24 protein-coding genes are annotated in these 26,090 nt (G+C 61.4%); 15 read left to right on the top strand and 9 right to left on the bottom strand.

The genetic code is table 11. The annotated features are described in order from the left end of the window. Positions 1-200, top strand: a 200-nt coding sequence (locus tag BM300_RS31210; RefSeq protein WP_218190630.1) for a hypothetical protein, incomplete at its 5' end; no start/stop codon positions are given. Between the two features lie 106 nt (positions 201-306). Here BM300_RS31210 and cmoB read toward each other — a convergent pair. The 8 genes from cmoB to BM300_RS26145 all read right to left on the bottom strand — a co-directional run bounded on the left by cmoB (position 307) and on the right by BM300_RS26145 (position 9,760). Continuing rightward, positions 307-1,263, bottom strand: coding sequence for a tRNA 5-methoxyuridine(34)/uridine 5-oxyacetic acid(34) synthase CmoB (gene cmoB, locus BM300_RS26185; RefSeq protein ID WP_092143899.1), 957 nt, complete (start codon positions 1,261-1,263; stop codon positions 307-309). Further along, positions 1,260-2,003 (bottom strand): carboxy-S-adenosyl-L-methionine synthase CmoA, encoded by a 744-nt coding sequence (gene cmoA, locus BM300_RS26180; RefSeq protein WP_018611163.1) that lies wholly within the window; start codon positions 2,001-2,003, stop codon positions 1,260-1,262. Before cmoA ends, cmoB begins: the two co-directional genes overlap by 4 nt. Positions 2,004-2,146: 143 nt before the next feature. Then, complete coding sequence (locus tag BM300_RS26175; protein WP_092223302.1) at positions 2,147-2,791, bottom strand: lysoplasmalogenase; 645 nt, start codon at positions 2,789-2,791, stop codon at positions 2,147-2,149. A gap of 2 nt (positions 2,792-2,793) precedes the next feature. Next, positions 2,794-3,186, bottom strand: a complete 393-nt coding sequence (locus BM300_RS26170; protein ID WP_092464407.1) for a protease inhibitor I42 family protein — start codon at positions 3,184-3,186, stop codon at positions 2,794-2,796. Between the two features lie 198 nt (positions 3,187-3,384). Beyond that, positions 3,385-5,799, bottom strand: a complete 2,415-nt coding sequence (gene lon / locus BM300_RS26165) for an endopeptidase La (protein ID WP_092143911.1) — start codon at positions 5,797-5,799, stop codon at positions 3,385-3,387. A 150-nt stretch (positions 5,800-5,949) separates the two neighbouring features. Then, positions 5,950-7,263, bottom strand: coding sequence for an MFS transporter (locus BM300_RS26160; protein WP_092464405.1), 1,314 nt, complete (start codon positions 7,261-7,263; stop codon positions 5,950-5,952). Between the two features lie 430 nt (positions 7,264-7,693). After that, positions 7,694-8,935 (bottom strand): transporter associated domain-containing protein, encoded by a 1,242-nt coding sequence (locus BM300_RS26150; RefSeq protein ID WP_092464401.1) that lies wholly within the window; start codon positions 8,933-8,935, stop codon positions 7,694-7,696. 12 nt (positions 8,936-8,947) lie between these two features. After that, a complete protein-coding gene (locus BM300_RS26145) occupies positions 8,948-9,760 on the bottom strand; it encodes a cytochrome C assembly family protein (protein ID WP_092143920.1) in 813 nt (270 codons plus the stop codon). 206 nt (positions 9,761-9,966) lie between these two features. Between BM300_RS26145 and ffh the strand changes: the two genes are divergently transcribed. The 11 genes from ffh to BM300_RS26090 all read left to right on the top strand — a co-directional run bounded on the left by ffh (position 9,967) and on the right by BM300_RS26090 (position 20,564). Continuing rightward, positions 9,967-11,343, top strand: a complete 1,377-nt coding sequence (gene ffh, locus BM300_RS26140) for a signal recognition particle protein (protein ID WP_003198085.1) — start codon at positions 9,967-9,969, stop codon at positions 11,341-11,343. Positions 11,344-11,594: 251 nt separating this feature from the next. Then, entirely contained in the window at positions 11,595-11,846 is a 252-nt protein-coding gene (gene rpsP, locus BM300_RS26135; protein WP_003198088.1) for a 30S ribosomal protein S16, read from the top strand. A 5-nt stretch (positions 11,847-11,851) separates the two neighbouring features. Beyond that, a complete protein-coding gene (gene rimM, locus BM300_RS26130; protein WP_058544503.1) occupies positions 11,852-12,388 on the top strand; it encodes a ribosome maturation factor RimM in 537 nt (178 codons plus the stop codon). Then, positions 12,370-13,143 (top strand): tRNA (guanosine(37)-N1)-methyltransferase TrmD, encoded by a 774-nt coding sequence (trmD, locus tag BM300_RS26125; RefSeq protein ID WP_170845966.1) that lies wholly within the window; start codon positions 12,370-12,372, stop codon positions 13,141-13,143. Before rimM ends, trmD begins: the two co-directional genes overlap by 19 nt. Positions 13,144-13,188: 45 nt before the next feature. Then, on the top strand, positions 13,189-13,539 hold the full coding sequence (gene rplS / locus BM300_RS26120) for a 50S ribosomal protein L19 (RefSeq protein WP_003175895.1): 351 nt from the start codon (positions 13,189-13,191) through the stop codon (positions 13,537-13,539). 133 nt (positions 13,540-13,672) lie between these two features. Next, positions 13,673-14,569: a site-specific tyrosine recombinase XerD gene (xerD, locus tag BM300_RS26115; RefSeq protein WP_003198093.1), complete on the top strand. Its 897-nt coding sequence runs from the start codon at positions 13,673-13,675 to the stop codon at positions 14,567-14,569. Between the two features lie 306 nt (positions 14,570-14,875). After that, positions 14,876-15,607 (top strand): DsbC family protein, encoded by a 732-nt coding sequence (locus BM300_RS26110; RefSeq protein WP_063322825.1) that lies wholly within the window; start codon positions 14,876-14,878, stop codon positions 15,605-15,607. 132 nt (positions 15,608-15,739) lie between these two features. Then, a complete protein-coding gene (locus tag BM300_RS26105) occupies positions 15,740-17,044 on the top strand; it encodes a homoserine dehydrogenase (RefSeq protein ID WP_003198098.1) in 1,305 nt (434 codons plus the stop codon). Between the two features lie 146 nt (positions 17,045-17,190). Next, positions 17,191-18,600 carry a threonine synthase gene (gene thrC / locus BM300_RS26100; RefSeq protein ID WP_092464399.1) on the top strand — a complete coding sequence of 470 codons (1,410 nt, stop codon included), beginning with the start codon at positions 17,191-17,193 and terminating at the stop codon, positions 18,598-18,600. A 120-nt stretch (positions 18,601-18,720) separates the two neighbouring features. Beyond that, entirely contained in the window at positions 18,721-20,091 is a 1,371-nt protein-coding gene (locus BM300_RS26095) for a transporter substrate-binding domain-containing protein (protein ID WP_092223294.1), read from the top strand. 185 nt (positions 20,092-20,276) lie between these two features. After that, a complete protein-coding gene (locus tag BM300_RS26090; RefSeq protein WP_063322822.1) occupies positions 20,277-20,564 on the top strand; it encodes a DUF3509 domain-containing protein in 288 nt (95 codons plus the stop codon). 234 nt (positions 20,565-20,798) lie between these two features. Here the strand turns inward: BM300_RS26090 and BM300_RS26085 are convergent, their stop codons facing one another. After that, positions 20,799-21,998, bottom strand: a complete 1,200-nt coding sequence (locus BM300_RS26085; RefSeq protein ID WP_063322821.1) for a CaiB/BaiF CoA transferase family protein — start codon at positions 21,996-21,998, stop codon at positions 20,799-20,801. Between the two features lie 147 nt (positions 21,999-22,145). Between BM300_RS26085 and BM300_RS26080 the strand changes: the two genes are divergently transcribed. From BM300_RS26080 to BM300_RS26070, 3 genes are all read left to right on the top strand, one after another. Continuing rightward, on the top strand, positions 22,146-22,688 hold the full coding sequence (locus tag BM300_RS26080) for a YaeQ family protein (protein WP_003198109.1): 543 nt from the start codon (positions 22,146-22,148) through the stop codon (positions 22,686-22,688). A 158-nt stretch (positions 22,689-22,846) separates the two neighbouring features. After that, positions 22,847-24,556 carry a single-stranded-DNA-specific exonuclease RecJ gene (recJ, locus tag BM300_RS26075; RefSeq protein WP_092349117.1) on the top strand — a complete coding sequence of 570 codons (1,710 nt, stop codon included), beginning with the start codon at positions 22,847-22,849 and terminating at the stop codon, positions 24,554-24,556. 377 nt (positions 24,557-24,933) lie between these two features. Further along, positions 24,934-26,040 (top strand): NADH:flavin oxidoreductase/NADH oxidase, encoded by a 1,107-nt coding sequence (locus BM300_RS26070; protein ID WP_063322819.1) that lies wholly within the window; start codon positions 24,934-24,936, stop codon positions 26,038-26,040. Positions 26,041-26,090: the final 50 nt, after the last annotated feature.

The raw sequence follows: 26,090 nt of genomic DNA, 5'->3' as shown, positions 1-26,090 counted from the left end.
CAAAAGCACAAAAGCACAAAAGCACAAAAGCACAAAAGCATTCCGGTCGACCAACCGATTTGCTCTTGAAACTGACACTGATTCGAGGCATTCCCTTGACCCGCGCCGTGCCCAATTCCCGTGGCGAGGGAGCTTGCTCCCGCTGGGGCGCGCAGCGGCCCTGGAGCCCGGCGACGCGGTGGATCAGGTTGATTGAGTGAGCTTGAGAGGGGGCTGCTGCGCAGCCCAGCGGGAGCAAGCTCCCTCGCCACAGTGACTCTGACCATCTCCAGTGAACAGCATTGGCCTCCAATAAGGCTGGGCTATTTACTTACGCGCCACAATCACCGCCCGCATCGGCGCCGGCAATCCTTCGATGGTTTTGCCGTGGTCGGCGGGATCGAGGAAGTCGCTCAGCGACTGATACTTCATCCACTCGGTGCTGCGCTGTTCCTCTACGGTGGTCAGGCTCACGTCCACGCAACGCACATCGCTGAACCCGGCGCGGCGCAGCCAGCGCTCCAGGGCCGGGACCGACGGCAGGAACCAGACGTTGCGCATCTGTGCGTAGCGATCCTCGGGCACCAGCACCTGGTGTTCGTCGCCCTCGATCACCAGGGTTTCGAGCACCAGCTCGCCGCCCTTGACCAGACAGTCCTTGAGCGCCAGCAGATGTTCGATCGGCGAGCGCCGGTGGTAGAACACGCCCATGGAAAACACCGTGTCGAAGCCTTCCAGCTCCGGCGGCAAGGCTTCGAATGGAAACGGCAGGTGCCAGGCGTTGGGCTGCGACAGGTAGCGCTGCACCGCCTGGAACTGGCAGAAGAACAGCCAGTTGGGGTCGACGCCGATCACCGTGTCAGCCCCGGCACCGAGCATCCGCCACATGTAGTAGCCGTTGCCGCAGCCCACATCGAGGATGCGCTTGCCTTTCAGGTCCAGGTGCGGGGCCACCCGTGACCACTTCCAGTCCGAGCGCCATTCGGTGTCTACGTGCACGCCAAACAGGTCGAAAGGTCCTTTGCGCCATGGCGACAGGCCCATCAACGCGGTACGCATCTGCGCGCGGGTTTCGTCGGAACAATCGGTGTCGAGCGTCAGGCCGTTCAGCAGATCGACGGTGGTGGGTTGCAAGGCCGGCAGCGCATCGAGGGCGCTTTGCCAACGCTCCAGGTCGCCGTGACCCTTTTCCATCTTGCTGTCGAGTTGCGTCTGCAGCGTCGCGGCCCAATCGGCCAGGGGCGTGCCGGCCAGATGGCGGGCGAGGGGGGACAGATCGATCATGGCAGGGCAATCAACGAGGCGAAGTTAAGACACTGGAACCACGGCACGACTTTCGAGAACCCGGCCGCGAGCAGGCGTTCGCGGTGTTCTTCTAGGCTGTCGGGCTTCATGACGTTTTCGATGGCGCTGCGTTTCTGGGCAATTTCCAGCTCGCTGTAGCCGTTGGCGCGCTTGAACGCCACGTGCAGGTCGGTGAGCAGGGCGTGTTCCTCTGCATCGTTGAAGCGCAGCTTTTCCGAGAGAATCAGGGCGCCACCGGGCAGCAACGACTGGCGGATGCGGCTCAACAGTGCGGTGCGCTGGTCCGGCGCGATGAATTGCAGGGTGAAGTTCAGTGCCACCACCGAGGCCGGCTGGAACGTCAGGGCGAGGATGTCGCCTTCGATCACTTCCACCGGCAGCAGCTCCTGGAACATCGAGTCCTGGCCGTTGAGGTATTCGCGGCAGCGCTCGACCATGGCCGCCGAGTTATCCACCGCGATTACCCGGCAACCGTCGGTGCGCACGTGGCGGCGCAGGGCCTGGGTCACCGCGCCCAGGGACGAGCCCAGGTCGTAGAGCACGCTGCCCGGCTGGGCGAATTGCGCGGCGAGCACGCCGAGGTTTTCGACAATGGTCGGATAACCCGGCACCGAACGCTTGATCATGTCCGGAAACACCCGCACCACGTCCTCGTTGAAGGCGAAGTCCGGCACTTGGGCCAGGGGTTGGGCGAATAGGCGATCAGGGTCTTTGCTCACGGCGGTTCCAGCGGCATGGGTGGTGAAAAGGCCGGCATTTTAACCAAAAAACCTGTGGGAGCGAGCTTGCTCGCGATAGCGATGGATCAGCCAGCGATAATGTTGACTGATAGACCGCTATCGCGAGCAGGTTCGCTCCCACATTATTTGGCTCCGTGTGGCTTTTGGGTAAACGCCGACGCTGTAATGCCCCATTGGCCCAGCCAATAACTGATGATGATCAGGTAAGACGCGGCATGGAAGGGGTGCACGAACCGGTTGATGCCGATGAGGCTGTCGGAAAACACAAACGCCAGCGCCCCGGCGGCGGCCAGCCACGCCGAACGCTTGGGCACACCGGTGCCCAGCCGCGCCAACGCCCGCCAGAGCATGGTGCTGATGACCAGGCCGTAGACAATCACCGGCACCAGCAACGACCCTAGGCCGTTCGACACCAGGACTCCCAACAGCATCGCACCGATGCCCAAGGCAAGGGCCAAGGGCAGCAGCGCCGGGCGGCGGCAGTCGCTGAGGTAGGCTTTCAGGTAGGCCAGGTGCGCCAGCAGAAACGCGCCGAGGCCGAACACGAACAGGTCCCCCGGCCAGGCCAGCAATACGTCGCCCACCAGCGAGAAAATCAGCCCGAGACTGACCCAGCGCCGATAGTCACTGGGCGGCGCATCGTGCAGCCAGCCGAGCAGGGCCAGCACCGGCATGGGCTTGACCAGCAGGCACAAGAGTGTGGCGTGCACGGTCAGGCCGTACAGGTAGGTGACTGCGCCCATCAGTGCCAGGATCAGCCAGCCCACGGTCAATTCACCGAAATGGCGCAGTCAAAGGTTTCCACGGGCGGCACTTCCGGCGCCCAAGGCTGTTGATAAGTCAGGCGCAAGCGCCCGGTGCCGGCGTTGAACGCCTGGAAGCGCCAGGTCGAAACACCTGCGGCGCCAACGATGCCGGCGTCTTCCGGGTTGCGATAAACCTCCGGCCCCAAGCCCTTCAATACACCACCGGCCGAATCCTGGATCGCCCAGCGATAACCGGTGGTGGGGTTGCTGGGCAAGCTCAGGATCAGGTTTTGCCCACTGTTGAGTCGCACCGGGCACTGGCTCAGTTTTTCCACGGTCACGTTGTGTTTCGGTTGCGTGGCACAGGCGCTCAACAGGGCGAGGCTGAGGGGGACAAGCAGGCGAGTGAGGGACATAAGGGCAACGGCTCCGGCATTCACGACGAACGGCGAGCATAACCGAAGATGCTACTGGGTGTGTCAGGTGGGGATGTGTTGTCTGTCAGGGCCCCATCGCGAGCAAGCTCGCTCCCGCAGGGACTTGTGGCGTTCACAAGATTCCTTTGTGGGAGCGAGCTTGCTCGCGATGAGGCCGGTACAGCCGCTGTATAACGATCAGAACAACACCTTGGCCACATCTGCAAACCGCTTGGCAAAGTGCACCGTGACGCCTTCCTTGAGGTAGTCCGGCAGTTCTTCGAAATTGCCCCGGTTGGCTTCCGGCAGGATCAGTTCGTTGATTTTCTGCCGCCGCGCCGCGATGACCTTCTCGCGCACCCCGCCAATCGGCAGGACGTGCCCGGTGAGGGTCAGTTCGCCGGTCATGGCCACGCCTTTTTTCGGCGGCTGGTTGCGGGCCAGGGACAGCAACGCGCTGGCCATGGTCACGCCGGCGCTCGGGCCGTCCTTGGGCGTGGCGCCTTCCGGTACGTGCAGGTGAACGAAGGCCTCGTCAAAGAACTTCGGATCGCCGCCAAATTGCTTCAGGTGCGAACTGACGTAGCTGTGGGCGATTTCCGCCGACTCCTTCATCACGTCCCCCAGTTGCCCGGTCAGCTTGAAGCCGCGATTGAGGGTGTGGATGCGCGTCGCTTCGATCGGCAAGGTCGCGCCGCCCATGCTGGTCCAGGCCAGGCCGGTGATTACGCCGATGCCGGACAACACCTGCTCGTTGCGGAATACCGGTTTGCCCAGGGAGGCCTCGAGGTCCTTTGGCCCGAGCTTGATCACGGCCTTGGGGTCGTCGATCAGCTTCATCACCGCCTTGCGCACCAGTTTGCCCAGCTGTTTCTCCAACTGTCGCACCCCGGCTTCACGGGCATAGCCATCGATCAGGGCCTTGAGGGCGCTGTCGTTGATACTCAGGCTGCCCTTGGACACGCCAGCCTTGGCCAGTTGCTTGGGCCACAAGTGGCGCTTGGCGATGGCGACTTTTTCTTCGGTGATGTAACCCGACAGGCGGATCACTTCCATTCGGTCCAGCAGCGGGCCGGGGATCGAGTCCAGGGTGTTGGCGGTGCAGACGAAGAGTACTTTCGACAGGTCCAGGCGCAGGTCCAGGTAGTGGTCGAGGAATTCGACGTTCTGCTCCGGGTCGAGGGTCTCCAGCAGGGCCGAGGCCGGGTCGCCCTGGTAGCTCTGGCCCATCTTGTCGATTTCGTCGAGCATGATCACCGGGTTCATCACTTCGACATCTTTCAGCGCCTGCACCAGCTTGCCCGGCTGGGCGCCGATGTAGGTGCGCCGATGGCCCTTGATCTCCGCCTCGTCGCGCATGCCGCCGACGCTGAAACGGTAGAACGGCCGCCCCAGGGATTCGGCGATGGATTTGCCGACGCTGGTCTTGCCCACGCCCGGCGGGCCGACCAGCAGCACGATGGAACCGCTGATCTCGCCTTTGTAGGCGCCGACGGCGAGGAACTCCAGGATGCGGTCCTTGATGTCGTCCAGGCCGGCGTGGTGCTGGTCGAGCACCTTGCGCGCGTGCTTGAGGTCAAGCTTGTCCTGGCCATACACGCCCCACGGCACCGAGGTCGCCCAATCCAGGTAATTGCGGGTGACGGCATATTCCGGCGAGCCGGTTTCCAGGATCGAGAGTTTGTTCATTTCCTCTTCGATGCGCTTCTGCGCCTGGGCCGGCAGCACCTTGCCTTCGAGCCGCTGCTCGAACTGCTCGATATCGGCGCTGCGGTCGTCCTTGGTCAGCCCCAGCTCCTGCTGGATGACCTTGAGCTGCTCCTTGAGGAAGAACTCGCGCTGATGTTCGCCGATCTTGTTGTTGACCTCGGCGGAAATCTCTTTCTGCAGCCGCGCCACTTCGACTTCCTTGCGCAGCATCGGCAGGACTTTTTCCATGCGCTTGAGCATGGGCACGCAGTCGAGCACTTCCTGCAGCTCATTGCCGGTGGCGGAGGTGAGCGCAGCGGCAAAATCGGTCAGCGGCGAAGGGTCGTTGGGGCTGAAGCGGTTGAGGTAGTTCTTCAGCTCTTCGCTGTACAGCGGGTTGAGCGGCAGTAGTTCCTTGATCGCGTTGATCAGCGCCATGCCGTAGGCCTTGACCTCATCGGTCGGCTCGCTCGGCTGGTGCGGGTATTCGACTTCCACCAGGTACGGTGGGCGATGGTGCTTGAGCCAGGTGCGGATACGCACGCGGGTCAGGCCCTGGGCGACGAATTGCAGTTTGCCGCCTTCCCGGCTGGCGTGGTGCACCTTCACCAGCGTGCCGTATAACGGCAGTTTCGAGGTGTCGAAATGGCGCGGGTCTTCCTGGGGCGAGTCCATGAAGAACAGCGCCAGGGAGTGATGGTCGGACTTGGCCACCAGCTCCAGGGTTTCGGCCCACGGTTCTTCGTTGACGATGACCGGCAGCACCTGGGCCGGGAAGAACGGACGATTGTGGATCGGGATGATGTAGACCTTGTCCGGCAAATTCTGGCCAGGCAGCGCCAGGCCGGTGCCGGAAGAGGTGTGTTCGATGTGGTCGGAATCGGCGTAATCGTGAGTGGCTTCGGTAGAGTGCTGGTCGCTCATGGGGCACCTGCGCAATGGGGTATGGGTCTTAGATGGGGCAGGTGGGGGGTGGTTTCAATGGTGGGTGAATGTTAGCGGGTATTTCATTGAGCGTTGTTCAGGCGTCCGACAGGTCTGGAGCCGGGCCTGTTGCCAGGCCCGGCTCCCTGTTCAGGCGACCCTGTTCAAATCGTTGTGGCGTGTCTCTTTCAGGCACAACACGGCGATCACACTGAGCACCGCAGCCCCTGATACGTAACCGCCGACGTAGCTCAGGCCGCCCATCGCCACCAGTTTCTGGGCGAAGAACGGCGCGGCCGAGGCGCCGACGATGCCGCCCAGGTTGTAGGCCGCCGAGGCGCCGGTGTAGCGCACGTGGGTCGGAAACAGTTCCGGCAGCAAGGCGCCCATGGGGGCAAAGGTCACCCCCATCAGGAACAGCTCGATGCACAGGAACAGCGCCACGCCGCCGGTCGAACCGTGGGTCAGCAAGGGCTCCATGAGGAAACCCGAGGCAATCGCCAATACGCCGCCGACGATCAGTACCGGCTTGCGCCCGTAGCGGTCGCTGGCCCAGGCCGACAGGGGCGTAGCGGCGGCCATGAACAGTACGGCAAAGCACAGCAGGCCCAGGAAGGTCTCGCGGCTGTAGCCGAGGGTGGACACGCCGTAGCTCAGGGAAAACACCGTCGAGATGTAGAACAGCGCGTAACACACCACCATCGCCGCCGCGCCCAGCAACGTTGGCGCCCAGTACTGGCTGAACAGCTCGACCAACGGCACCTTTACCCGCTCCTGGCGGGCCATGGCATTGGCGAATACCGGGGTTTCGTGGAGCTTGAGCCGTACATAGAGGCCGACGATCACCAGCACGGCACTGAGCAGGAACGGAATCCGCCAACCCCAGGCGCGGAATTGCTCATCGTCCAGGCTCATCGCCAGGGTCAGGAACAGCCCGTTGGCCGCCAGGAAGCCGATGGAGGGCCCCAGTTGGGGAAACATGCCGAACCAGGCGCGCTTGCCTTTGGGCGCGTTCTCGGTGGCAAGCAGCGCCGCGCCGCCCCATTCACCGCCCAACCCCAGGCCCTGGCCGAAACGCAGCACGCACAGCAGGATCGGCGCCCAGGCGCCAATGCTGGCGTAGCCGGGCAGCACACCGATGAGGGTGGTGCACACACCCATCAGCAGCAGGGACGCCACCAGCGTGGACTTGCGCCCGATCCGGTCGCCGAAGTGGCCGAACAGCGCAGAGCCCAACGGGCGGGCAAGGAAGGCGATGCCGAACGTCAGGAAGGACGACAGCATCTGTGCCGTGCCTGAGGTTTGCGGGAAGAACACCGGCCCGATCACCAGGGCCGCAGCCGTGGCGTAGACGTAGAAATCGTAGAACTCGATGGCGGTGCCGATGAAACTCGCGGTGGCCACGCGGGTGGTCGAGTTTGTCGGCTGGGCAGACACAGCCTCGTTGCAGGTAGCGGTCGTCATGCGGTTATCCCTGACAGTCATGTGCTCCATTGGAGCGAATTATTATGGTCGAACACCCAGGGATGTGGGCGGGTATCCTTTCGCTGTTTCGGGTGGGAACAGTCGCAGGACTGATGCGGATTTTGCCGATGGTCTGGCCGGAACCGGCTGGGTGCGGGGTAGGCACGGGGTTCGGGCGGGGCTGGGTAAGCGGATGGAGTATAGGAAGGAGGCTAACTAATCAACAAGTGGGCCTGCGCACGTTCGTGACGCTTGCGCAGAACTCTGTGGCGAGGGAGCTTGCTCCCGCTGGGCTGCGAAGCAGCCCCAAAGCAGCAACCCCAACCTGCCTGACGCACCGTTTTATCAGGTTTCAGGGCCGCTTCGCAGCCCAGCGGGAGCAAGCTCCCTCGCCACAAGGGCTACCCTGCGCCCGGTCCAGGCAGGAGTTTCAGGAAGCGGCAGGCACCAAACTGTTATGCCACGCCAGCACCTGGCTGACACGGTTGTCCACGGTCTCGATGATTTCCAGTCGATAACGGCCGATCTTCAGGCACACCGGGCTTTCGGGGATGGTTTCCAGGGCTTCGGTCACCAGCCCGTTGAGGGTCTTGGGGCCGTCGCAAGGCAGATGCCAGCCCAGGGTCCTGTTCAATTCGCGGATCGACGCCGCGCCATCGATCATCAGGCGACCATCGGGCTGGGGGTGGACGTGGGGGTTGTCGAGGCTGTGCTCGCTTTCGAATTCGCCGACGATTTCTTCCAGGATGTCTTCCAGGGTGACGATGCCCAGCACTTCGCCGTACTCGTCCACCACCATGCCCAAGCGCCGTTGCTGCTTGTGGAAATTCAGCAATTGCAGTTGCAATGGCGTGCTTTCAGGGACGAAGTAAGGCTCGTGGGAGGCGGCCAGCAGCGCTTCTTGGGTCAGGCTCGCATCCGCCAGCAAATGACGGATCTGGCGCGTGTTGAGCACCGCTTCGACCTGGTTGATGTCGCTGTGGAACACCGGCAGGCGGGTGCGACGGTTCAGGCGCAGCTGTTCGATGATCTCGCCGATGGGGTCGTCGAGGTTGATCCCATCGACCTCGCTGCGGGGCACGAGGATATCGTTGACGGTGATGTTGTCCAGGGCGTGGATGCCGGAAATCGGGTGCAGTCGGCTGCTGCCGTGCTCAGGTTCGTGTTCGCTGCGCGGTGGCGCGGGCATCTCGTCGTCGCTCTGCTGCACGATGCGGGCCTTGCGCGCAAAGGGGCGCAGCAACAATTGGCTGGCACTATTCAACAGCCAGGCAAACGGATAGAGGATCTTCAACGGTATGCCAAGCAACGTGTTGCCCAGCGCCAGCACCGCTTCGGGCTGGCGGGTGGCCAAGGCGCGCGGCAGGTAGTCGGCAAGCACCAGCAGGGCGGCGCTGGTGCCGAGCCAGGCGACCCAGGGGCCGTTTTCCAGCCAGGTAAAAATCGCCAGCAAGGTGCCGATGACCACGGCCAGGGTGCGACAGAGGGTATTGCACAGGATCAGGCTGGCCAGTGGGAATGTCAGCGTTGCCAGCGGTTTGTCACTGGCGCGCGAGGCCGTGCGCTGGGCCAACAGATGCTGCTGGGCGGCTTCGATGGCGGTGAACAGGGCCGACCAGAGGATCAGCACCACCAGCACGGCAAACAGCGGCGCCACGGGCAATGTATCCATCAGGGCCGTCCGTCAGACATGCAGGATGTATTCGCGAACCAGCTTGCTGCCGAAGTACGCGAGCATCAGCAGGCAGAAACCGGCCAGGGTCCAGCGAATCGCCTTGTGGCCGCGCCAGCCGAGGCGGTTGCGGCCCCACAGCAGCACGCTGAAGACGATCCACGCCAGGCAGGCCAGCAGGGTCTTGTGCACCAGGTGCTGGGCGAACAGGTTCTCGACGAACAGCCAACCGGAGATCAGCGACAGCGACAGCAGGCTCCAGCCGGCCCAGAGGAAGCCGAACAGCAGGCTTTCCATGGTTTGCAATGGCGGGAAGTTGCGGATCAGCCCGGACGGGTGTTTGTTTTTGAGCTGGTGGTCCTGCACCAGCAGCAGCAAGGCCTGGAACACTGCGATGGTGAACAGGCCGTAGGCGAGGATCGACAGCAGGATGTGGGCAAGGATGCCCGGCTCTTCGTCGATGATCTGCACCGTACCTGACGGCGCGAACTGCGCCAGCAGCACCGTCGCCAGCCCCAGCGGGAACAGCAGCACCAGCAGGTTCTCCACCGGGATGCGCGAGCAGGCGATCAGCGTCAAGGCGATCACAGCCACGGCGATCAGGCTGGCGGCGTTGAAAAAATCCAGGCCCAGGCCGATCGGCGTCATCAAGTGGGTATAAAGGCTGGCCGCGTGGCCGAGCACCGCCAGCACGCCGAGCGTGACCAGCAGGCGTTTGTTCGCCTTGGCGCCGGTGGCCAGGCGGGTGCCTTGATAGAGGGTCGCAGCGGCATAAAGGCAGGCGGCGGCGAGCGTGGCAAGCAAGCTGGGTGACAAGGGGAGCATAAATCCTGTTAGGCAAGCCCGAAAGGCGCTGAGTTTGGCATAGAACCGCCTCCGCACGAAAGACCACAGCAACTGACAGCAAGGTGTACGTTGCCCGCTTCTTCGCTATAATCCGCGACCTGCCCACGCCGCAGGCTCGCCGAGCACATTTTTCACGGTCTGGGCCGCCATTATCCCGGTCTCATCTGGGCCTGAAAGGATCGCGCATGTTTGAAAACCTAACCGACCGTCTCTCGCAGACGCTGCGCCATGTCACCGGCAAGGCGAAACTGACCGAGGACAACATCAAAGACACCCTGCGCGAAGTGCGCATGGCGTTGCTCGAAGCCGACGTCGCCCTGCCGGTGGTCAAGGACTTCGTCAATTCGGTCAAGGAACGCGCCGTCGGCACCGAAGTGTCGCGCAGCCTGACACCGGGCCAGGCGTTCGTGAAGATCGTCCAGGCCGAACTCGAAAGCCTGATGGGCGCCGCCAACGAAGACCTGAACCTGAGTGCCGTACCGCCAGCGGTGGTGCTGATGGCTGGTCTGCAGGGCGCGGGCAAGACCACGACAGCCGGCAAGCTGGCGCGCTTCCTTAAAGAGCGCAAGAAGAAGTCGGTGATGGTGGTGTCGGCGGACATCTACCGTCCGGCGGCGATCAAGCAACTGGAAACCCTGGCCAACGACATCGGCGTGACGTTCTTTCCGTCCGACCTGAGCCAGAAACCGGTGGACATCGCCCAGGCGGCTATTAAAGAAGCCAAGCTGAAATTCATCGACGTGGTCATCGTCGATACCGCCGGTCGCCTGCACATCGATGAAGAGATGATGGGCGAGATCAAAGCGCTGCATGCTGCGATCAACCCGGTGGAAACCCTGTTCGTGGTCGATGCCATGACCGGCCAGGACGCGGCCAACACCGCCAAGGCATTCGGCGATGCGCTGCCGTTGACTGGCGTGATCCTGACCAAGGTCGACGGTGACGCCCGTGGCGGTGCCGCGCTGTCGGTACGGGCCATTACCGGCAAGCCGATCAAGTTCATCGGTATGGGCGAGAAGAGCGAAGCGCTCGAGCCGTTCCACCCCGAGCGTATCGCTTCGCGCATCCTCGGCATGGGCGACGTGCTCAGCCTGATCGAGCAGGCTGAACAGACCCTCGACAAGGACAAGGCCGACAAACTGGCCAAGAAGCTGAAGAAGGGCAAGGGCTTCGACCTCGAAGACTTCCGCGACCAGCTGCAACAAATGAAGAACATGGGCGGCCTCGGCGGGCTCATGGACAAACTGCCGAACATCGGCGGCGTGAACCTGGCGCAGATGGGCAACGCCCAAGGCGCGGCTGAAAAGCAGTTCAAGCAGATGGAAGCCATCATCAACTCCATGACCCCGGCCGAGCGCCGCGACCCTGAGCTGATCAGCGGTTCGCGCAAGCGCCGTATCGCCATGGGTTCCGGCACCCAGGTGCAGGACATCGGTCGCTTGATCAAGCAGCACAAGCAGATGCAGAAGATGATGAAGAAATTCTCCGCCAAGGGCGGAATGGCCAAGATGATGCGCGGCATGGGCGGTATGTTGCCCGGCGGCGGCATGCCGAAAATGTAAAGAATCTGCGCCGGCTGTCATGTCGGCGTTGCCCCGCACGGATGCGGGGATCTCCAGCAAACCCGCGCTACGCGGGAGCTGACTTGCCGTTTTTCATGACGGCTCTATGGCAAATCTTGATCGCATGGCGCCAGGCGCCGGAAAAAGACATTTGCAAAAGTCCGGATATTCCTTAGAATATGCGGCCTTTCGGGCACCTATGCCCGCTGTGCATTTAGATTTGCAGCACCGACTACAGGAACGATGTTCACATGCTAACAATCCGTCTTGCCCTTGGCGGCTCCAAAAAGCGCCCGTTTTACCACCTGACCGTAACCGACAGCCGCAACCCGCGTGACGGTTCCCACAAGGAGCAGGTTGGTTTCTTCAACCCTGTTGCCCGTGGTCAGGAAGTTCGTCTGTCCGTGAACCAAGAGCGCGTAGCCTACTGGCTGAGCGTTGGTGCACAACCTTCTGAGCGCGTTGCTCAGTTGTTGAAGGAATCGGCTAAGGCTGCGGCCTGAGCAATATGAACGCGACGCCAAAAGATGCTGATGATTTGATCGTTGTCGGCAAAATCTACTCTGTACATGGCGTTCGCGGCGAAGTGAAGGTGTATTCCTTTACTGATCCGATCAAGAACCTGTTGGACTACAAAACCTGGACGCTCAAGCGCGAAGGTAGCGTGAAACAGGTGGAGCTGGTCAGCGGACGCGGGAACGACAAGTTCCTGGTCGCAAAGCTCAAGGGTCTCGATGATCGTGAAGAAGCGCGTCTTCTGGCCGGTTATGAGATCTGCGTGCCGCGCAACCTGTTCCCTGAACTGACCGACGGCGAGTACTACTGGTACCAGCTGGTGGGTCTGAAGGTCATCGACCACCTCGGGCAATTGCTCGGGAAAATCGATCACCTGCTCGAGACCGGTTCGAACGATGTCATGGTGGTCAAGCCTTGCGTCGGCAGCCTGGATGATCGCGAACGCCTGTTGCCCTATACCGAGCAATGCGTGTTGGCCGTCGACCTTGCCGCAGGCGAGATGAAGGTGGAATGGGATGCGGATTTCTGAACGTGGCTAACTTGCGCGTTGAAGTCATCACATTGTTTCCCGAGATGTTTTCCGCCATCAGCGAGTACGGCATAACCAGCCGCGCGGTGAAACAGGAGCTGTTACAGCTCACCTGTTGGAATCCGCGGGACTACACCACGGATCGGCATCACACTGTGGACGATCGCCCGTTTGGCGGTGGTCCGGGCATGGTGATGAAGATCAAGCCCCTGGAAGATGCGCTGGTTCAGGCCAGGACGGCAGCCGGGGAGGGTGCGAAGGTAATTTACCTGTCGCCCCAAGGCCGCCAGCTGACTCAGTCGGCGGTACGCGAGCTGGCGAATTCGGATGCATTGATCCTGATTGCCGGCCGTTATGAAGGCATTGACGAGCGTTTCATTGAAGCTCATGTCGATGAAGAGTGGTCGATTGGCGACTATGTACTGTCTGGCGGCGAGCTGCCGGCGATGGTCCTGATCGATGCGGTTACACGACTGCTGCCTGGAGCTTTAGGGCATGCAGATTCCGCTGAGGAAGATTCCTTTACGGATGGTCTGCTGGATTGCCCGCACTACACCCGACCGGAGGTGTATGCGGATCAGCGTGTTCCCGACGTGTTGCTAAGTGGCAACCACGCGCACATCCGGCGTTGGCGTTTACAGCAGTCCCTTGGTCGGACCTATGAACGACGCGCCGATCTTCTGGAAAGCCGCTCGCTTTCTGGAGAAGAGAAGAAGCTGCTCGAGGAATACATCCGCGAGCGGGACGATAGTTAACAACGTATCGATGGTGAGTCCGACGACTTGCCTTAGGAGCACAGCATGACTAACAAAATCATCCTTGCACTCGAAGCAGAGCAGATGACCAAAGAAATCCCTACCTTTGCCCCAGGCGACACCATTGTCGTTCAGGTGAAAGTGAAGGAAGGCGACCGTTCCCGTCTGCAAGCGTTCGAAGGCGTCGTTATCGCCAAGCGTAACCGCGGCGTGAACAGTGCATTCACCGTTCGTAAAATCTCCAACGGTGTTGGCGTAGAGCGTACTTTCCAGACCTACAGCCCGCAAATCGACAGCATGGCTGTCAAGCGTCGCGGTGACGTACGTAAAGCCAAGCTGTACTACCTGCGTGACCTGTCGGGTAAAGCAGCTCGCATCAAGGAAAAACTGGCTTAAGTCCAGCTTCCGATGCAAAAAAAAGCAGCCTGCGGGCTGCTTTTTTGTTGCCTGCGATTTGCGCTTTGAGCACCCTGCATAGCTTCACTTGCCATTTTGATGCTGTGTGTGCCCGCATCCTTCAAGAGTTCTTATGCCCGCCATCGATCATCCGCTGATAGACCAGTTTCTCGACGCCCTGTGGCTGGAAAAGGGGTTGTCCGATAACACCCGTGATGCTTATCGCAGTGACCTGGCGCTGTTCAATGGTTGGTTGCAGGAAAACCACCTGGAACTGATCAATGCCGGCCGGGAATTGATCCTCGATCACTTGGCGTGGCGCCTGGAGCAGAACTACAAACCGCGCTCGACGGCGCGGTTTCTCTCTGGCTTGCGTGGTTTTTATCGCTATTTGCTGCGGGAAAAATTGATTGCGGTGGACCCGACCTTGCGCGTGGAGATGCCGCAATTGGGGCGTCCATTGCCCAAGTCCCTCTCGGAAGCCGATGTGGAAGCGCTGCTGGCGGCCCCCGACCTCAGCGAAGCCATTGGTCAGCGCGACCGGGCCATGCTGGAAGTCTTGTACGCCTGCGGCCTGCGGGTCACCGAGTTGATCAGCTTGACGCTGGAACAGGTCAATCTGCGCCAGGGCGTGCTGCGGGTGATGGGCAAAGGCAGCAAGGAACGCCTGGTGCCGATGGGTGAGGAAGCGATCGTCTGGGTCGAGCGCTACATGCGCGATGCCCGCCACGAACTGCTGGGCGGGCGCCCCAGCGACGTGCTGTTCCCCAGCCTGCGCGGCGAGCAGATGACCCGCCAGACGTTCTGGCACCGCATCAAGCACCAGGCCAAGGTGGCCGGAATCAACAAATCCCTTTCGCCCCACACCTTGCGCCATGCCTTCGCCACACACCTGCTCAATCACGGTGCCGACTTGCGGGTGGTGCAGATGCTGCTGGGCCATAGCGACCTGTCCACCACCCAGATCTATACCCACGTCGCCCGGGCGCGGTTGCAGGACTTGCATGCCAAGCATCACCCGCGTGGATAGGCGTTGCATCGCTTTTTGTGGCGAGGGAGCTTGCTCCCGCTGGGGCGCGCAGCGGCCCTGAATCCGCACACCAGGAACTGTCAGGAAAAACGGGTGCGTCATTAGCGACTGCTGCGCAGTCGAGCGGGAGCAAGCTCCCTCGCCACAAAGTTACTGATGCTCGTACATTGCGTGTTGTCTTGCGACAGGTGCATTCGGTCGCGCGGGCCTTATGTGGTAGGCTTTCCCGGTTTGCACAGTGGGCGGTTGGAACCCGAATCTGCGGGTCGGCGTTTCCCGTCTCATTTGTTCGCCTCAGGAGTCCCCATGCGTTTGATCCAGATGTTCACCGCCGCCGCCATTGCGCTGGCCAGTACCTTTGCCATTGCCGACGACGCGGCCGACAAGGCTATCCGCAAGAGCCTGGAAAACCTTCAGCTCGAAGTGCCGATCGAAACCATCTCGGCCAGTCCCATGGCTGGCCTGTATGAGGTCAAGCTCAAGGGTAGCCGTGTGCTTTACGCCAGCGCCGACGGTCAGTACATCGTCCAGGGCAATCTGTTCGAGCTCAAGGACGGCAAGCCGGTCAATCTCACCGAGATGACCGAGCGCCAGGGCATTTCCAAGTTGATCAACGGCATTCCAGTTGCTGAAACCGTGGTCTATCCGGCCATTGGCGAGACCAAGTCCCACATCACCGTGTTCACCGACACCACCTGCCCGTATTGCCACAAGCTGCACGCCGAAGTGCCGGAGCTGAACAAGCGTGGCATCGAAGTGCGCTATGTTGCATTCCCGCGCCAGGGCCTGGGCTCGCCGGGCGATGAGCAGTTGCAGGCGGTCTGGTGCTCCAAGGACAAGAAAGCGGCCATGGACAAGATGGTCGATGGCAAGGAAATCAAGGCCGCCAAGTGCGAGAACCCGGTTTCCAAGCAGTTCGCCCTTGGCCAGTCCATTGGTGTGAACGGCACGCCGGCCATCGTTTTGGCCGACGGCCAGGTGATTCCGGGCTATCAGCCGGCGCCACAAGTCGCCAAACTGGCCCTGGGCGCAAAATGATCATGGGCGATCCGCTTCTGAAGATCACGGCTCGGCGAAAACCTTCGTCGGGCCGTTAAACACAAAGTCGCGTTGCTGCGCGGCTGTATTTCACGGCCGACCTTGTGTCGGCCGTTTCATGGGGAGTCAAGAGTGAATCCGGTCAAAGTAGGCATCTGTGGGTTAGGTACCGTCGGTGGCGGCACCTTCAACGTACTTCAGCGCAACGCCGAGGAAATTGCTCGTCGTGCCGGGCGTGGGATCGAAGTGGCACAAATTGCCATGCGCACGCCAAAGCCTCAGTTCCAGACGACCGGTATTGCGATTACCAACGATGTCTTCGAAGTGGCCACGAACCCTGAGATCGACATCGTCATAGAGCTGGTCGGCGGCTACACCGTTGCCCGTGAGCTGGTACTCAAGGCCATCGAGAATGGCAAGCATGTGGTCACCGCGAACAAGGCGCTTATCGCTGTTCACGGTAATGAGATTTTCGCCAAGGCCCGCGAGAAGGGCGTGATCGTGGCTTTCGAAGCCGCCGTGGCTGGTGGTATCCCGGTGATCAAGGCGATCCGCGAAGGCCTGTCCGCCAACCGTATCAACTGGGTCGCGGGGATCATCAACGGCACCGGCAACTTCATCCTCACCGAGATGCGCGAGAAGGGTCGTACCTTCGAAGACGTGCTCGCCGAAGCCCAGGCCCTGGGCTACGCAGAGGCTGATCCGACGTTCGACGTGGAAGGCATCGACGCAGCGCACAAACTGACGATCCTGGCCTCCATTGCGTTCGGCATCCCGTTGCAGTTCGACAAGGCCTACACCGAAGGCATCACCAAGCTGACCACCGCTGACGTGAACTACGCCGAAGCCTTGGGCTATCGCATCAAGCACCTGGGCGTGGCGCGCAGCACCGCCAATGGCATCGAGCTGCGTGTGCACCCCACCTTGATCCCGGCCGATCGCCTGATCGCCAACGTCAACGGTGTGATGAACGCGGTGATGGTCAACGGCGACGCCTCCGGCTCGACGCTGTTCTACGGTGCCGGTGCGGGCATGGAGCCGACGGCCTCTTCGGTGATCGCCGACCTGGTGGACGTGGTTCGCGCCATGACCTCGGACCCGGAAAACCGTGTGCCGCACCTGGCCTTCCAGCCAGACTCGTTGTCGGCTCACCCGATTCTTCCGATCGAGGCATGCGAAAGCTCCTACTACCTGCGTATCCAGGCCAAGGACCATCCGGGTGTGCTGGCCCAAGTGGCGAGCATTCTCTCGGAACGCGGTATCAACATCGAGTCGATCATGCAGAAGGAAGTCGAGGAACACGACGGCCTGGTGCCGATGATCCTGCTGACCCACCGTGTGGTCGAGCAGCGCATCAACGACGCGATTGCGGCGTTGGAGGCCCTGCAGGGCGTCGTGGGTCCGGTGGTCCGTATCCGCGTCGAGCATTTGAATTGAAGCAGCTGCAAGTTCCAAGCTAAAAGCTGCAAGTTAAATCAATACAGCTGCAAGCCATGAGCTGCAAGCTACAAGCAAAAGCCCGGCTGCTTTTAACTTGTAGCTTGTAGCTTGAAGCTCGAAGCTCAAACCGAAGGTTTGCCCTTATGCGCTATATCAGCACCCGCGGCCAGGCACCGGCCCTGAATTTCGAAGATGTCCTCCTGGCTGGCCTGGCCACGGACGGCGGTCTCTATGTGCCGGAAAACCTGCCGCGTTTCACCCAGGAAGAAATCGCTTCCTGGGCCGGCCTGCCGTATCACGAGCTGGCGTTCCGGGTCATGCGCCCGTTCGTCACCGGCAGCATCCCGGACGCCGATTTCAAGAAAATCCTGGAAGAGACCTATGGTGTCTTTTCCCACAACGCCATCGCACCGCTGCGTCAACTCAACGGTAACGAATGGGTCATGGAGCTGTTCCACGGCCCCACCCTGGCGTTCAAGGACTTCGCCCTGCAATTGCTCGGTCGCCTGCTGGACTACGTGCTGCAAAAGCGTGGCGAGCGTGTGGTGATCGTCGGTGCCACTTCTGGCGACACCGGTTCGGCGGCCATCGAAGGCTGCAAGCATTGCGAGAACGTCGACATTTTCATCCTGCACCCGCACAACCGGGTCTCGGAAGTACAACGTCGGCAGATGACGACGATTTTTGGCGATAACATCCACAACATCGCCATCGAAGGCAACTTCGATGACTGCCAGGAAATGGTCAAGGCCAGTTTCGCCGACCAGAGCTTCCTCAAGGGCACGCGGCTGGTGGCGGTGAACTCGATCAACTGGGCGCGGATCATGGCCCAGATCGTTTATTACTTCCACGCGGCCCTGCAATTGGGCGGCCCGGCCCGCTCCGTGTCGTTCTCGGTGCCGACCGGCAACTTCGGCGATATTTTCGCCGGTTACCTGGCGCGCAACATGGGCCTGCCGATCAATCAATTGATCGTCGCCACCAACCGCAACGACATCCTGCACCGCTTCATGAGCGGCAACCAGTACGTCAAGGAAACCCTGCACGCCACGCTGTCGCCTTCGATGGACATCATGGTGTCGTCGAACTTCGAACGCTTGCTGTTCGACCTGCACGGTCGCAATGGTGCGGCGATTGCCGGCCTGATGGACAGCTTCCGCCAGGGCGGCGGTTTCAGCGTCGAGCCTGAGCGCTGGACCGAAGCCCGCAAGTTGTTCGACTCCCTGGCCGTGGACGATGAGCAGACTTGCGAAACCATCGCCGAGGTGTTCACGCAGAGCGGTGAGTTGCTCGATCCGCACACGGCCATTGGCGTCAGGGCCGCTCGTGAGTGCCGTCGTAGCCTGGACATCCCGATGGTGATTCTCGGCACGGCGCATCCGGTCAAGTTCCCGGAAGCCGTGGAGAAAGCCGGTGTAGGAAAAGCGCTTGAACTACCTGCACATCTTTCTGATTTGTTTGAGCGAGATGAGCGTTGCACCGTGTTGCCCAACGACTTGAAGGCTGTGCAGGCCTTTGTCAGCCAGCATGGCAACCGCGGCAAGCCGCTCTGATAGCCTAGACCTGTCACATTTTGAAGCCCGTCTCCTGACGGGCTTTCTTGTTTCTGCATGCCAAACTGATCAGGTTTTCGCCCTTGGAGGGACGGGCGAGTCATCTCGAAGGAAATGCAGATGTCGTTTTTTAGCAAATGCAAGCCAGCCCGGGGCTGGGTAATGGGCCTGGCCCTGATGCACTGGGTGCAGGGGGGCAATGCGACGCAGTTGGCGGCTTTCGAAACGCCGCCGTTCAATCCTGGCGAGCGGCTGGTATTGGATGCGCAGGAACTGAAGTGGATCAAGGAGAACCCACGCGTCATTGTGGCCACGATGCAGTTTCCGCTGTACCTGTTCAAGAATGAACTGGGGCAGTGGAACGGTCTGAACCACGACATTCTCCAGCGCATCTCGCAAATGACTGGCCTTGAGTTCGTGCATCGGGAGTCGTTCTCCCCCGGCGAGTTGCTGACGATGCTGGAGAACAGCGAAGCCGACATGACGACCCTCTTGGCGATGAATGACGAACGCAGGGATTTCCTGAGCTTTAGCCATGCATTTGGTGGCTCGGGCTGGGTATTTGTTGGCCGTGACGGAGAGTCGATCCTCCATTCGCTGGAACAGCTGGAAGGGAAGGTCCTGGCGTTGCCGGCGCGGCATGCCCTGGAAGCGGAGATCAGGCGCGACTACCCGGCCATCAAATTGCGCACGACCAAGACCTATGGCGAGGCGCGGGCATTGGTCGAGAGTCGGGAGGCCTATGCCACCATCGAAAATGAAACCGGGGTGCATCTCTATCCGGCGGGGCAATTGCAGGTAGGAAGGGGGCTTGAGGGCAAGTGGGAACCTGACTACCTCGCGGTACGCCAGGACCTGGCTGTGCTGCTGAGCATCTTGAACAAAGCCCTGGAAGCCTTCCCGGCCAAGGACATGCGCGCGCTGCGTTCCAAATGGATGGCCGGTAGCACACCCGCGCCGGCGCCATCGATCTGGGAGCGGTTTTCCCGCTGGGGGTACTGGTGCGTGACCGTGGTCGTGGTGTTCGGCCTCCTGTCCCTGCTATGGAACCGCCGTCTGCAGATACAAATCGACCAGCGCCTCAAGGCTGAGGCGATCCTCAAGGACCAATTGATGCTCCAACGCGCCTTGATGGACGCCATTCCCGACCCGATTTTCATCCGGGACCTGGAAGGGCGCCTGGTCATGTGCAACAAAAGCTACGAGGACCAGTTAGCGACCCGCTTCGAAAAGCTGCGGGGCACGCGGCTGACGGATTTGGCGGCATTTCCACCGGCCACCGCCGAGTTGCTCCATGGGGAGGTGATGGAGCAATTGCGCACCGGCCAGTCTCGGTTCTTCGACCGGCAATTGATGTTCAGCAGCGGCTTGCGGGAAATCTATCATTGGTCGGTGCCCTTCTATGGGGCTGATGGGCAGTTGCGCGGCATTCTGGGGGGCTGGACCGATGCCGGGCGTCGGCGGCGCCGTTGCGACAAGTTGATGGCCTGACGCCGAGCGTCACCACGCCAAGGCCTCAAGAGAAGGCTGTTGTTTGCCTGTCATATTGGGCGCGCATGCTCGGTTGAACAGGTTGGAGGCGTGCCGGTCCGGTGCGCTGACGAACTTTCTGCTGCGGCCCACGGTCACTTACTGTGAACATGCAGTTGTTTTTCGGACTATTGAAGGGTGAGCGAATGGAAAGTATCAGCCTATTGCTGAGTGAGGCTTTGAGCCCGTATCTGGTCACGCTGACTCCCTCCGGCGCCAAGGGCGAATGCCTGGTGACGCTGAAGAATGCCTCCGGGGCCATCATGGTCGAGCGAGTGTTCAATCAGGCCCAATTGACCGACAAGCGTCAGTTGACGGATGTGGTCGATGGCCTGCATCGCGATGTATTGATTGCCGAGGGCCGCCTGGAGCCCTGTGTGATTGCGGCGCTGCGCAATCTGGCGCGCGACAAGGTCATGGTCGGGGCGAATTGACTGGGGGTTTGTGGGAACCTTCCTACGTCCTGACGAGTCAGACTCTTTACCAACAAGAGCAAGCATTGTGCTCCGGTGCTTGTCGCTTGTTGTACGGACCATGAATGGTCACGTTTAACCCCGAGTCGTCTCCCCACTTCTCGGGGTTTCTTTTTGCCTGGCTTTTACGTTTTTAGCGCGTTCTGTCAGGCGCTCCCACAGGTCTGATCTTCTGTGACGGCCTGCTGCGGTGTGTCAAATGGCACCCTCGGTGCGCAGCTTGGCGATCTGCTGTGCATCGTAGCCAAGCTCGCCGAGCACTTGTGCGTTGTGTTCACCCAGCGCCGGCCCGACCCATTCGGAGGTGCCCGGGGTGTCGGAGAGTTTCGGTACGATCCCCGGCATCTTGAACGCCTTGCCGTCCGGCAACTTGGCCTGCAGGAACATTTCACGGGCCAGAAACTGTGGGTCGCTGAACATATCCTCGGCGCTGAAGATCCGACTGGCCGGCACTCCGGCCTGGTTCAATTGGTCGATAACGCTATCGAGCGGCAGCGCGTTGACCCAGCGATCGATGACGCCGTACAGCTCGTCGCGGCGGCTGTCACGGCCATCGTTGCTGGCCAGTTGCGGGTCATTGGCCAGGTCGTCGCGGCCAATGATCTGCATGAAGCGCTTGAAGATTGCGTCGCCGTTGGCGCCAATCTGCACGTGCTTTCCGTCAGAGCTGGTGTGGATGGACGAGGGGGTGATGCCGGGCATGATGTTGCCGGTGCGCTCACGGATGAAGCCGAACACATCGAACTCCGGCACCATGCTTTCCATCATGGCGAAAATCGCCTCGTACAGGGCCACGTCCACCACTTGCCCGGTTCCGCCATTGATCTCGCGGTGACGCAGGGCCATCAATGCGCCGATCACGCCCCAGAGGGCGGCGATGGAGTCGCCGATGGAAATCCCGGTACGCACTGGCGGGCGGTCCTCGAAGCCGGTGATATAGCGCAGGCCGCCCATGGATTCGCCCACCGCGCCAAACCCCGGCTGATCTTTCATCGGCCCGGTCTGGCCGAAGCCCGAAAGCCGCACCATCACCAGTTTCGGGTTCAGTGCGTGCAGGACATCCCAGCCCAGGCCGAGCTTTTCCAGGACGCCGGGGCGAAAATTCTCGATCAGGATATCGGCTTCGCCGAGCAGTTTTTTCAGGATCGCCAGGCCTTCAGGGTGCTTGAGGTTCAAGGTCAGGGACTTCTTGTTGCGTGCCTGGACGAACCACCACAGCGAGGTGCCTTCGTATAGCTTGCGCCACTTGCGCAGGGGGTCACCGCCGTCGGGCGATTCGACCTTGATGACTTCGGCACCGAATTCGCCGCAGATGCGCGAGGCGAAAGGCCCGGCGATCAAGGTGCCGAGTTCGATGACTTTGACGCCGGCAAGGGGTTTGGCAGTAAGCGACATGACAGATCCTGTAGGACAAAGGCAGAACGAATAGAGCGTTTTATCATAGGCCAGCGTCAGTCGCCGTAGGTTGATGGTCGGCAATTCGTGGATTGCCCGCGTCATCGGTTAGACTTGCCGCCTTTCCTCGTATCAAGAAGCCCGTTCATGGCCCAGCCGTCCACGACTTACAAGTTTGAACTGAACCTCACCGATCTCGACCGCAATGTGTATGAGAATGTGAAGCAGACCATCGCCCGCCACCCTTCGGAAACCGAAGAGCGCATGACCGTGCGTCTGCTGGCCTACGCATTCTGGTACAACGAGCTGCTGGCGTTTGGTCGTGGCCTGTCAGACGTCGACGAGCCTGCGCTGTGGGAAAAAAGCCTGGATGACCGTGTGCTGCACTGGATCGAAGTCGGCCAGCCGGATGCCGATCGCCTGACCTGGTGTTCGCGCCGGACCGAGCGCACCAGCCTGCTGGCTTACGGCAGCCTGCGGGTGTGGGAAGGCAAGGTGATCCCGGCGGTCAAGAACCTGAAAAACGTCAACATCGCCGCTGTGCCCCAGGAAGTGCTCGAAACCCTGGCCCAGGACATGCCCCGGGTGATCAAGTGGGATGTGATGATCAGTGAGGGCACGATTTTCGTGACCGACGACCGTGGTCAGCATGAAGTCCAGCTGCAATGGTTGCTGGGCGAGCGTGGTTGAGCCGTTGACCCGGTATTGAGTGAACTCATTGTGGCGAGGGAGCTTGCTCCCGCTTGGGTGCGCAGCGCCCACAAAAAGGGGCCGCTTCGCAGCCCAGCGGGAGCAAGCTCCCTCGCCACAGTCCAGGATCCAAAAAATAGAGAAATGTCCGTCACCCCATGCGCATAGAACCCCGCGAACTGCCCGACACCCTGCCATTTCTCGGTGATCTGCCGCCGCTGTTGACCCGCCTGTACGCCGCGCGTGGTGTGCAGTCCGAGGCTGAACTGGACAAGAGCCTGGCGCGCTTGATTCCCTTTCAGCAGCTCAAGGGGATCGACGCCGCGGTGGATCTGCTGGTGACGGCGCTGGAGCAACGCCAACGCATCCTGATCGTGGGCGACTTCGATGCTGATGGCGCGACCGCCAGCACCGTGGGCATGCTCGGGCTGCGCCTGCTCGGTGCGGCCCATGTCGACTACCTGGTGCCCAATCGCTTCGAATATGGCTACGGGCTGACCCCGGAAATCGTCGAAGTCGCCCTGGCCCGCGAACCGCAGTTGCTGATCACCGTGGATAACGGTATTTCCAGTGTGGAAGGCGTGGCGGCGGCGAAAGCGGCGGGGCTCAAGGTGCTGGTCACCGACCACCACTTGCCCGGCCTCGAACTACCGGCGGCCGATGCCATCGTCAATCCGAATCAGCCGGGCTGCGAGTTCCCGAGCAAGGCCCTGGCGGGTGTCGGGGTGATTTTCTATGTGCTGATGGCCCTGCGGGCGCGTCTGCGCAGCCTGGGGTGGTATGCCAGTACACCCCAGCCGAACATCGGCGAATTGCTCGACCTAGTGGCCCTGGGCAGCGTGGCCGACGTGGTGCCCCTGGACGCGAATAACCGGATCCTGGTGCACCAGGGCCTGGAACGGATTCGCGCCGGACGCGCCCGGCCCGGCATCAAGGCAATCCTGGAAGTGGCCAAGCGCGACGCTTCACGGATTACCTCTACCGACCTCGGCTTTATCCTCGGGCCGCGCCTGAATGCGGCAGGACGCCTGGACGACATGAGCCTGGGCATTGAATGCCTGCTCACCGACGATCCGGCCCTGGCACGGGAGATGGCGGCGCAACTGGACGGCATGAACCAGGACCGCAAGTCCATCGAGCAGGGCATGCAGCGCGAAGCCCTGGCTCAGCTCAAGGACCTGCCCGTGGAGTCGATGCCATTCGGTTTGTGCCTGTTCGATCCGCAGTGGCACCAAGGGGTCATCGGCATTCTCGCCTCGCGGATGAAAGAGCGCTATTTCCGCCCGACCATTGCCTTTGCCGATGCCGGGGACGGTTTGCTCAAGGGCTCGGGGCGCTCGGTACCGGGCTTTCACATTCGCGATGCGCTGAGCGTGGTGGCGGCGCAGCATCCGACCCTGATCAGCAAGTACGGCGGTCACGCCATGGCGGCGGGGTTGACGTTGCCGGAAGCGAATTTTCCGTTGTTCGCCGAAGCGTTCGACGCGGAAGTGCGCCGGCAATTGCGCGAAGAAGACCTGACCGGCCGGCTGTTGTCCGATGGCACCCTGGCAGTGGAGGAGTTCCACCTCGAACTGGCCCGGGCGCTGCGCCATGCCGGTCCCTGGGGCCAGCATTTCCCGGAGCCGATGTTCCATGGCGTGTTCCAGTTGGTCGAACAACGCGTGGTGGGCGAACGGCACCTTAAGGTCGTCCTCAAGAGCGAGTGCGGCTCGGTGAAGCTCGACGGCATTGCCTTCGGCATCGACCGCGAGATCTGGCCCAACCCTACCGTGCGCTGGGTGGAACTGGCCTACAAGCTCGACCTCAACGAGTTCCGCGGCCAGGAAACGGTGCAGTTGATGATTGCCCATATCGAACCGCGCTAGGCTCTAGCTGTTAGTTACTGTGGGAATACTGTCCTGTGGCGAGGGGATTTATCCCCGTTGGGGCGCGAAGCGGCCCTACAACCTGACAACTCGGTCCGTCTGATAGGTCCAGGGGGCTGCTGCGCAGCCCAGCGGGGATAAATCCCCTCGCCACAAAGTCACAGGCCCGATCGAGAGTAATCTGGTCACACCGTCGGTTTTTAAGTTCTGAACCCTCCGTCCCTGCGGGTTGTCGACTAGGCTCTAAGCACTGCTTGATAGCCCTTGTGACGTCTTGTCGAATTTTTTGCCCGCGGGGGCGGGTGTTGCACCTTTTGTCACACGTCGACTTTTCAAACAGAACCCTGGAGCCTGCCCACTGATTCGAGAGGTGCCCCATGAGTCTGCTGCTGGAACCCTATACCCTTCGCCAATTGACCCTGCCCAATCGCATCGCGGTATCGCCGATGTGCCAGTATTCGAGCACCGATGGCCTGGCCAACGATTGGCACCTGGTGCACTTGGGCAGCCGTGCCGTGGGCGGTGCCGGCCTGGTGTTCACCGAAGCCACCGCCGTCACCGCCGACGGTCGCATCACTGCCCAGGACCTGGGGCTGTGGAATGATGAACAGATCGAACCCTTGCAACGCATCACCCGGTTCATTACCGCCCAAGGGGCCGTGCCGGGCATACAACTGGCCCATGCCGGACGCAAGGCCAGCACCTGGCGACCCTGGCTGGGCAAGCATGGCAGCGTAAAACCGGCGGACGGCGGTTGGGTGCCGGTTGGCCCATCGCCGATTGCCTTCGACCCGCAGCACACCCAGCCGGTCCAACTGGACGAAGGGCAGATCGCCGGGGTGATCCAGGCCTTCGTGGACTCGGCCAAGCGTGCTCTCACGGCCGGCTTCAAGGTGGTTGAGGTCCACGCGGCCCATGGTTATCTGTTGCATCAGTTCCTCTCGCCCTTGAGCAATCAGCGGCGCGATCAATATGGCGGCTCGTTCGAGAATCGCATCCGCCTGGTGCTGCAAGTCACCGAAGCGGTGCGGGCCGTATGGCCTGAAGAACTGCCGGTGTTCGTTCGCGTTTCTGCCACCGATTGGGTCGAGGACGGGTGGAACCCGGACGAAACCGTGGAGCTGGCACGGCGGTTCAGGGCCCTGGGAGTGGATTTGATCGATGTGTCATCGGGTGGCACGGCCGCCAATGCGGAAATTCCCACCGGCCCGGGTTACCAGACGCGCTTTGCCGAGCGGGTGCGCAAGGAGTCGGAAATCGCCACCGGCACCGTCGGCATGATCACCGAACCGGCCCAGGCCGAACACATCCTGCGCACCTGCCAGGCCGATATCATCTTCCTGGCCCGCGAATTGTTGCGCGATCCGTACTGGGCCCTGCATGCCGACGATGACCTGGGCGGACGCAAGGCCACGTGGCCCGCGCAGTACCAGCGGGCCACGCATCGGGACCAGCCGATTCATGAGTCGGATTTGCGTGATTGAGTGAGGGATAAAAAAGCCCCGGTCTTGTTGGCCGGGGCTTTTGCTTATCT

The sequence above is a fragment of the Pseudomonas sp. NFACC46-3 genome, from assembly GCF_900114515.1.
GTDB classification, from domain to species: Bacteria; Pseudomonadota; Gammaproteobacteria; order Pseudomonadales; family Pseudomonadaceae; genus Aquipseudomonas; species Aquipseudomonas fluorescens_Q.
Note: the sequence above shows the minus strand (reverse complement) of the source record. Positions and strands in the feature narration are given on the sequence as shown.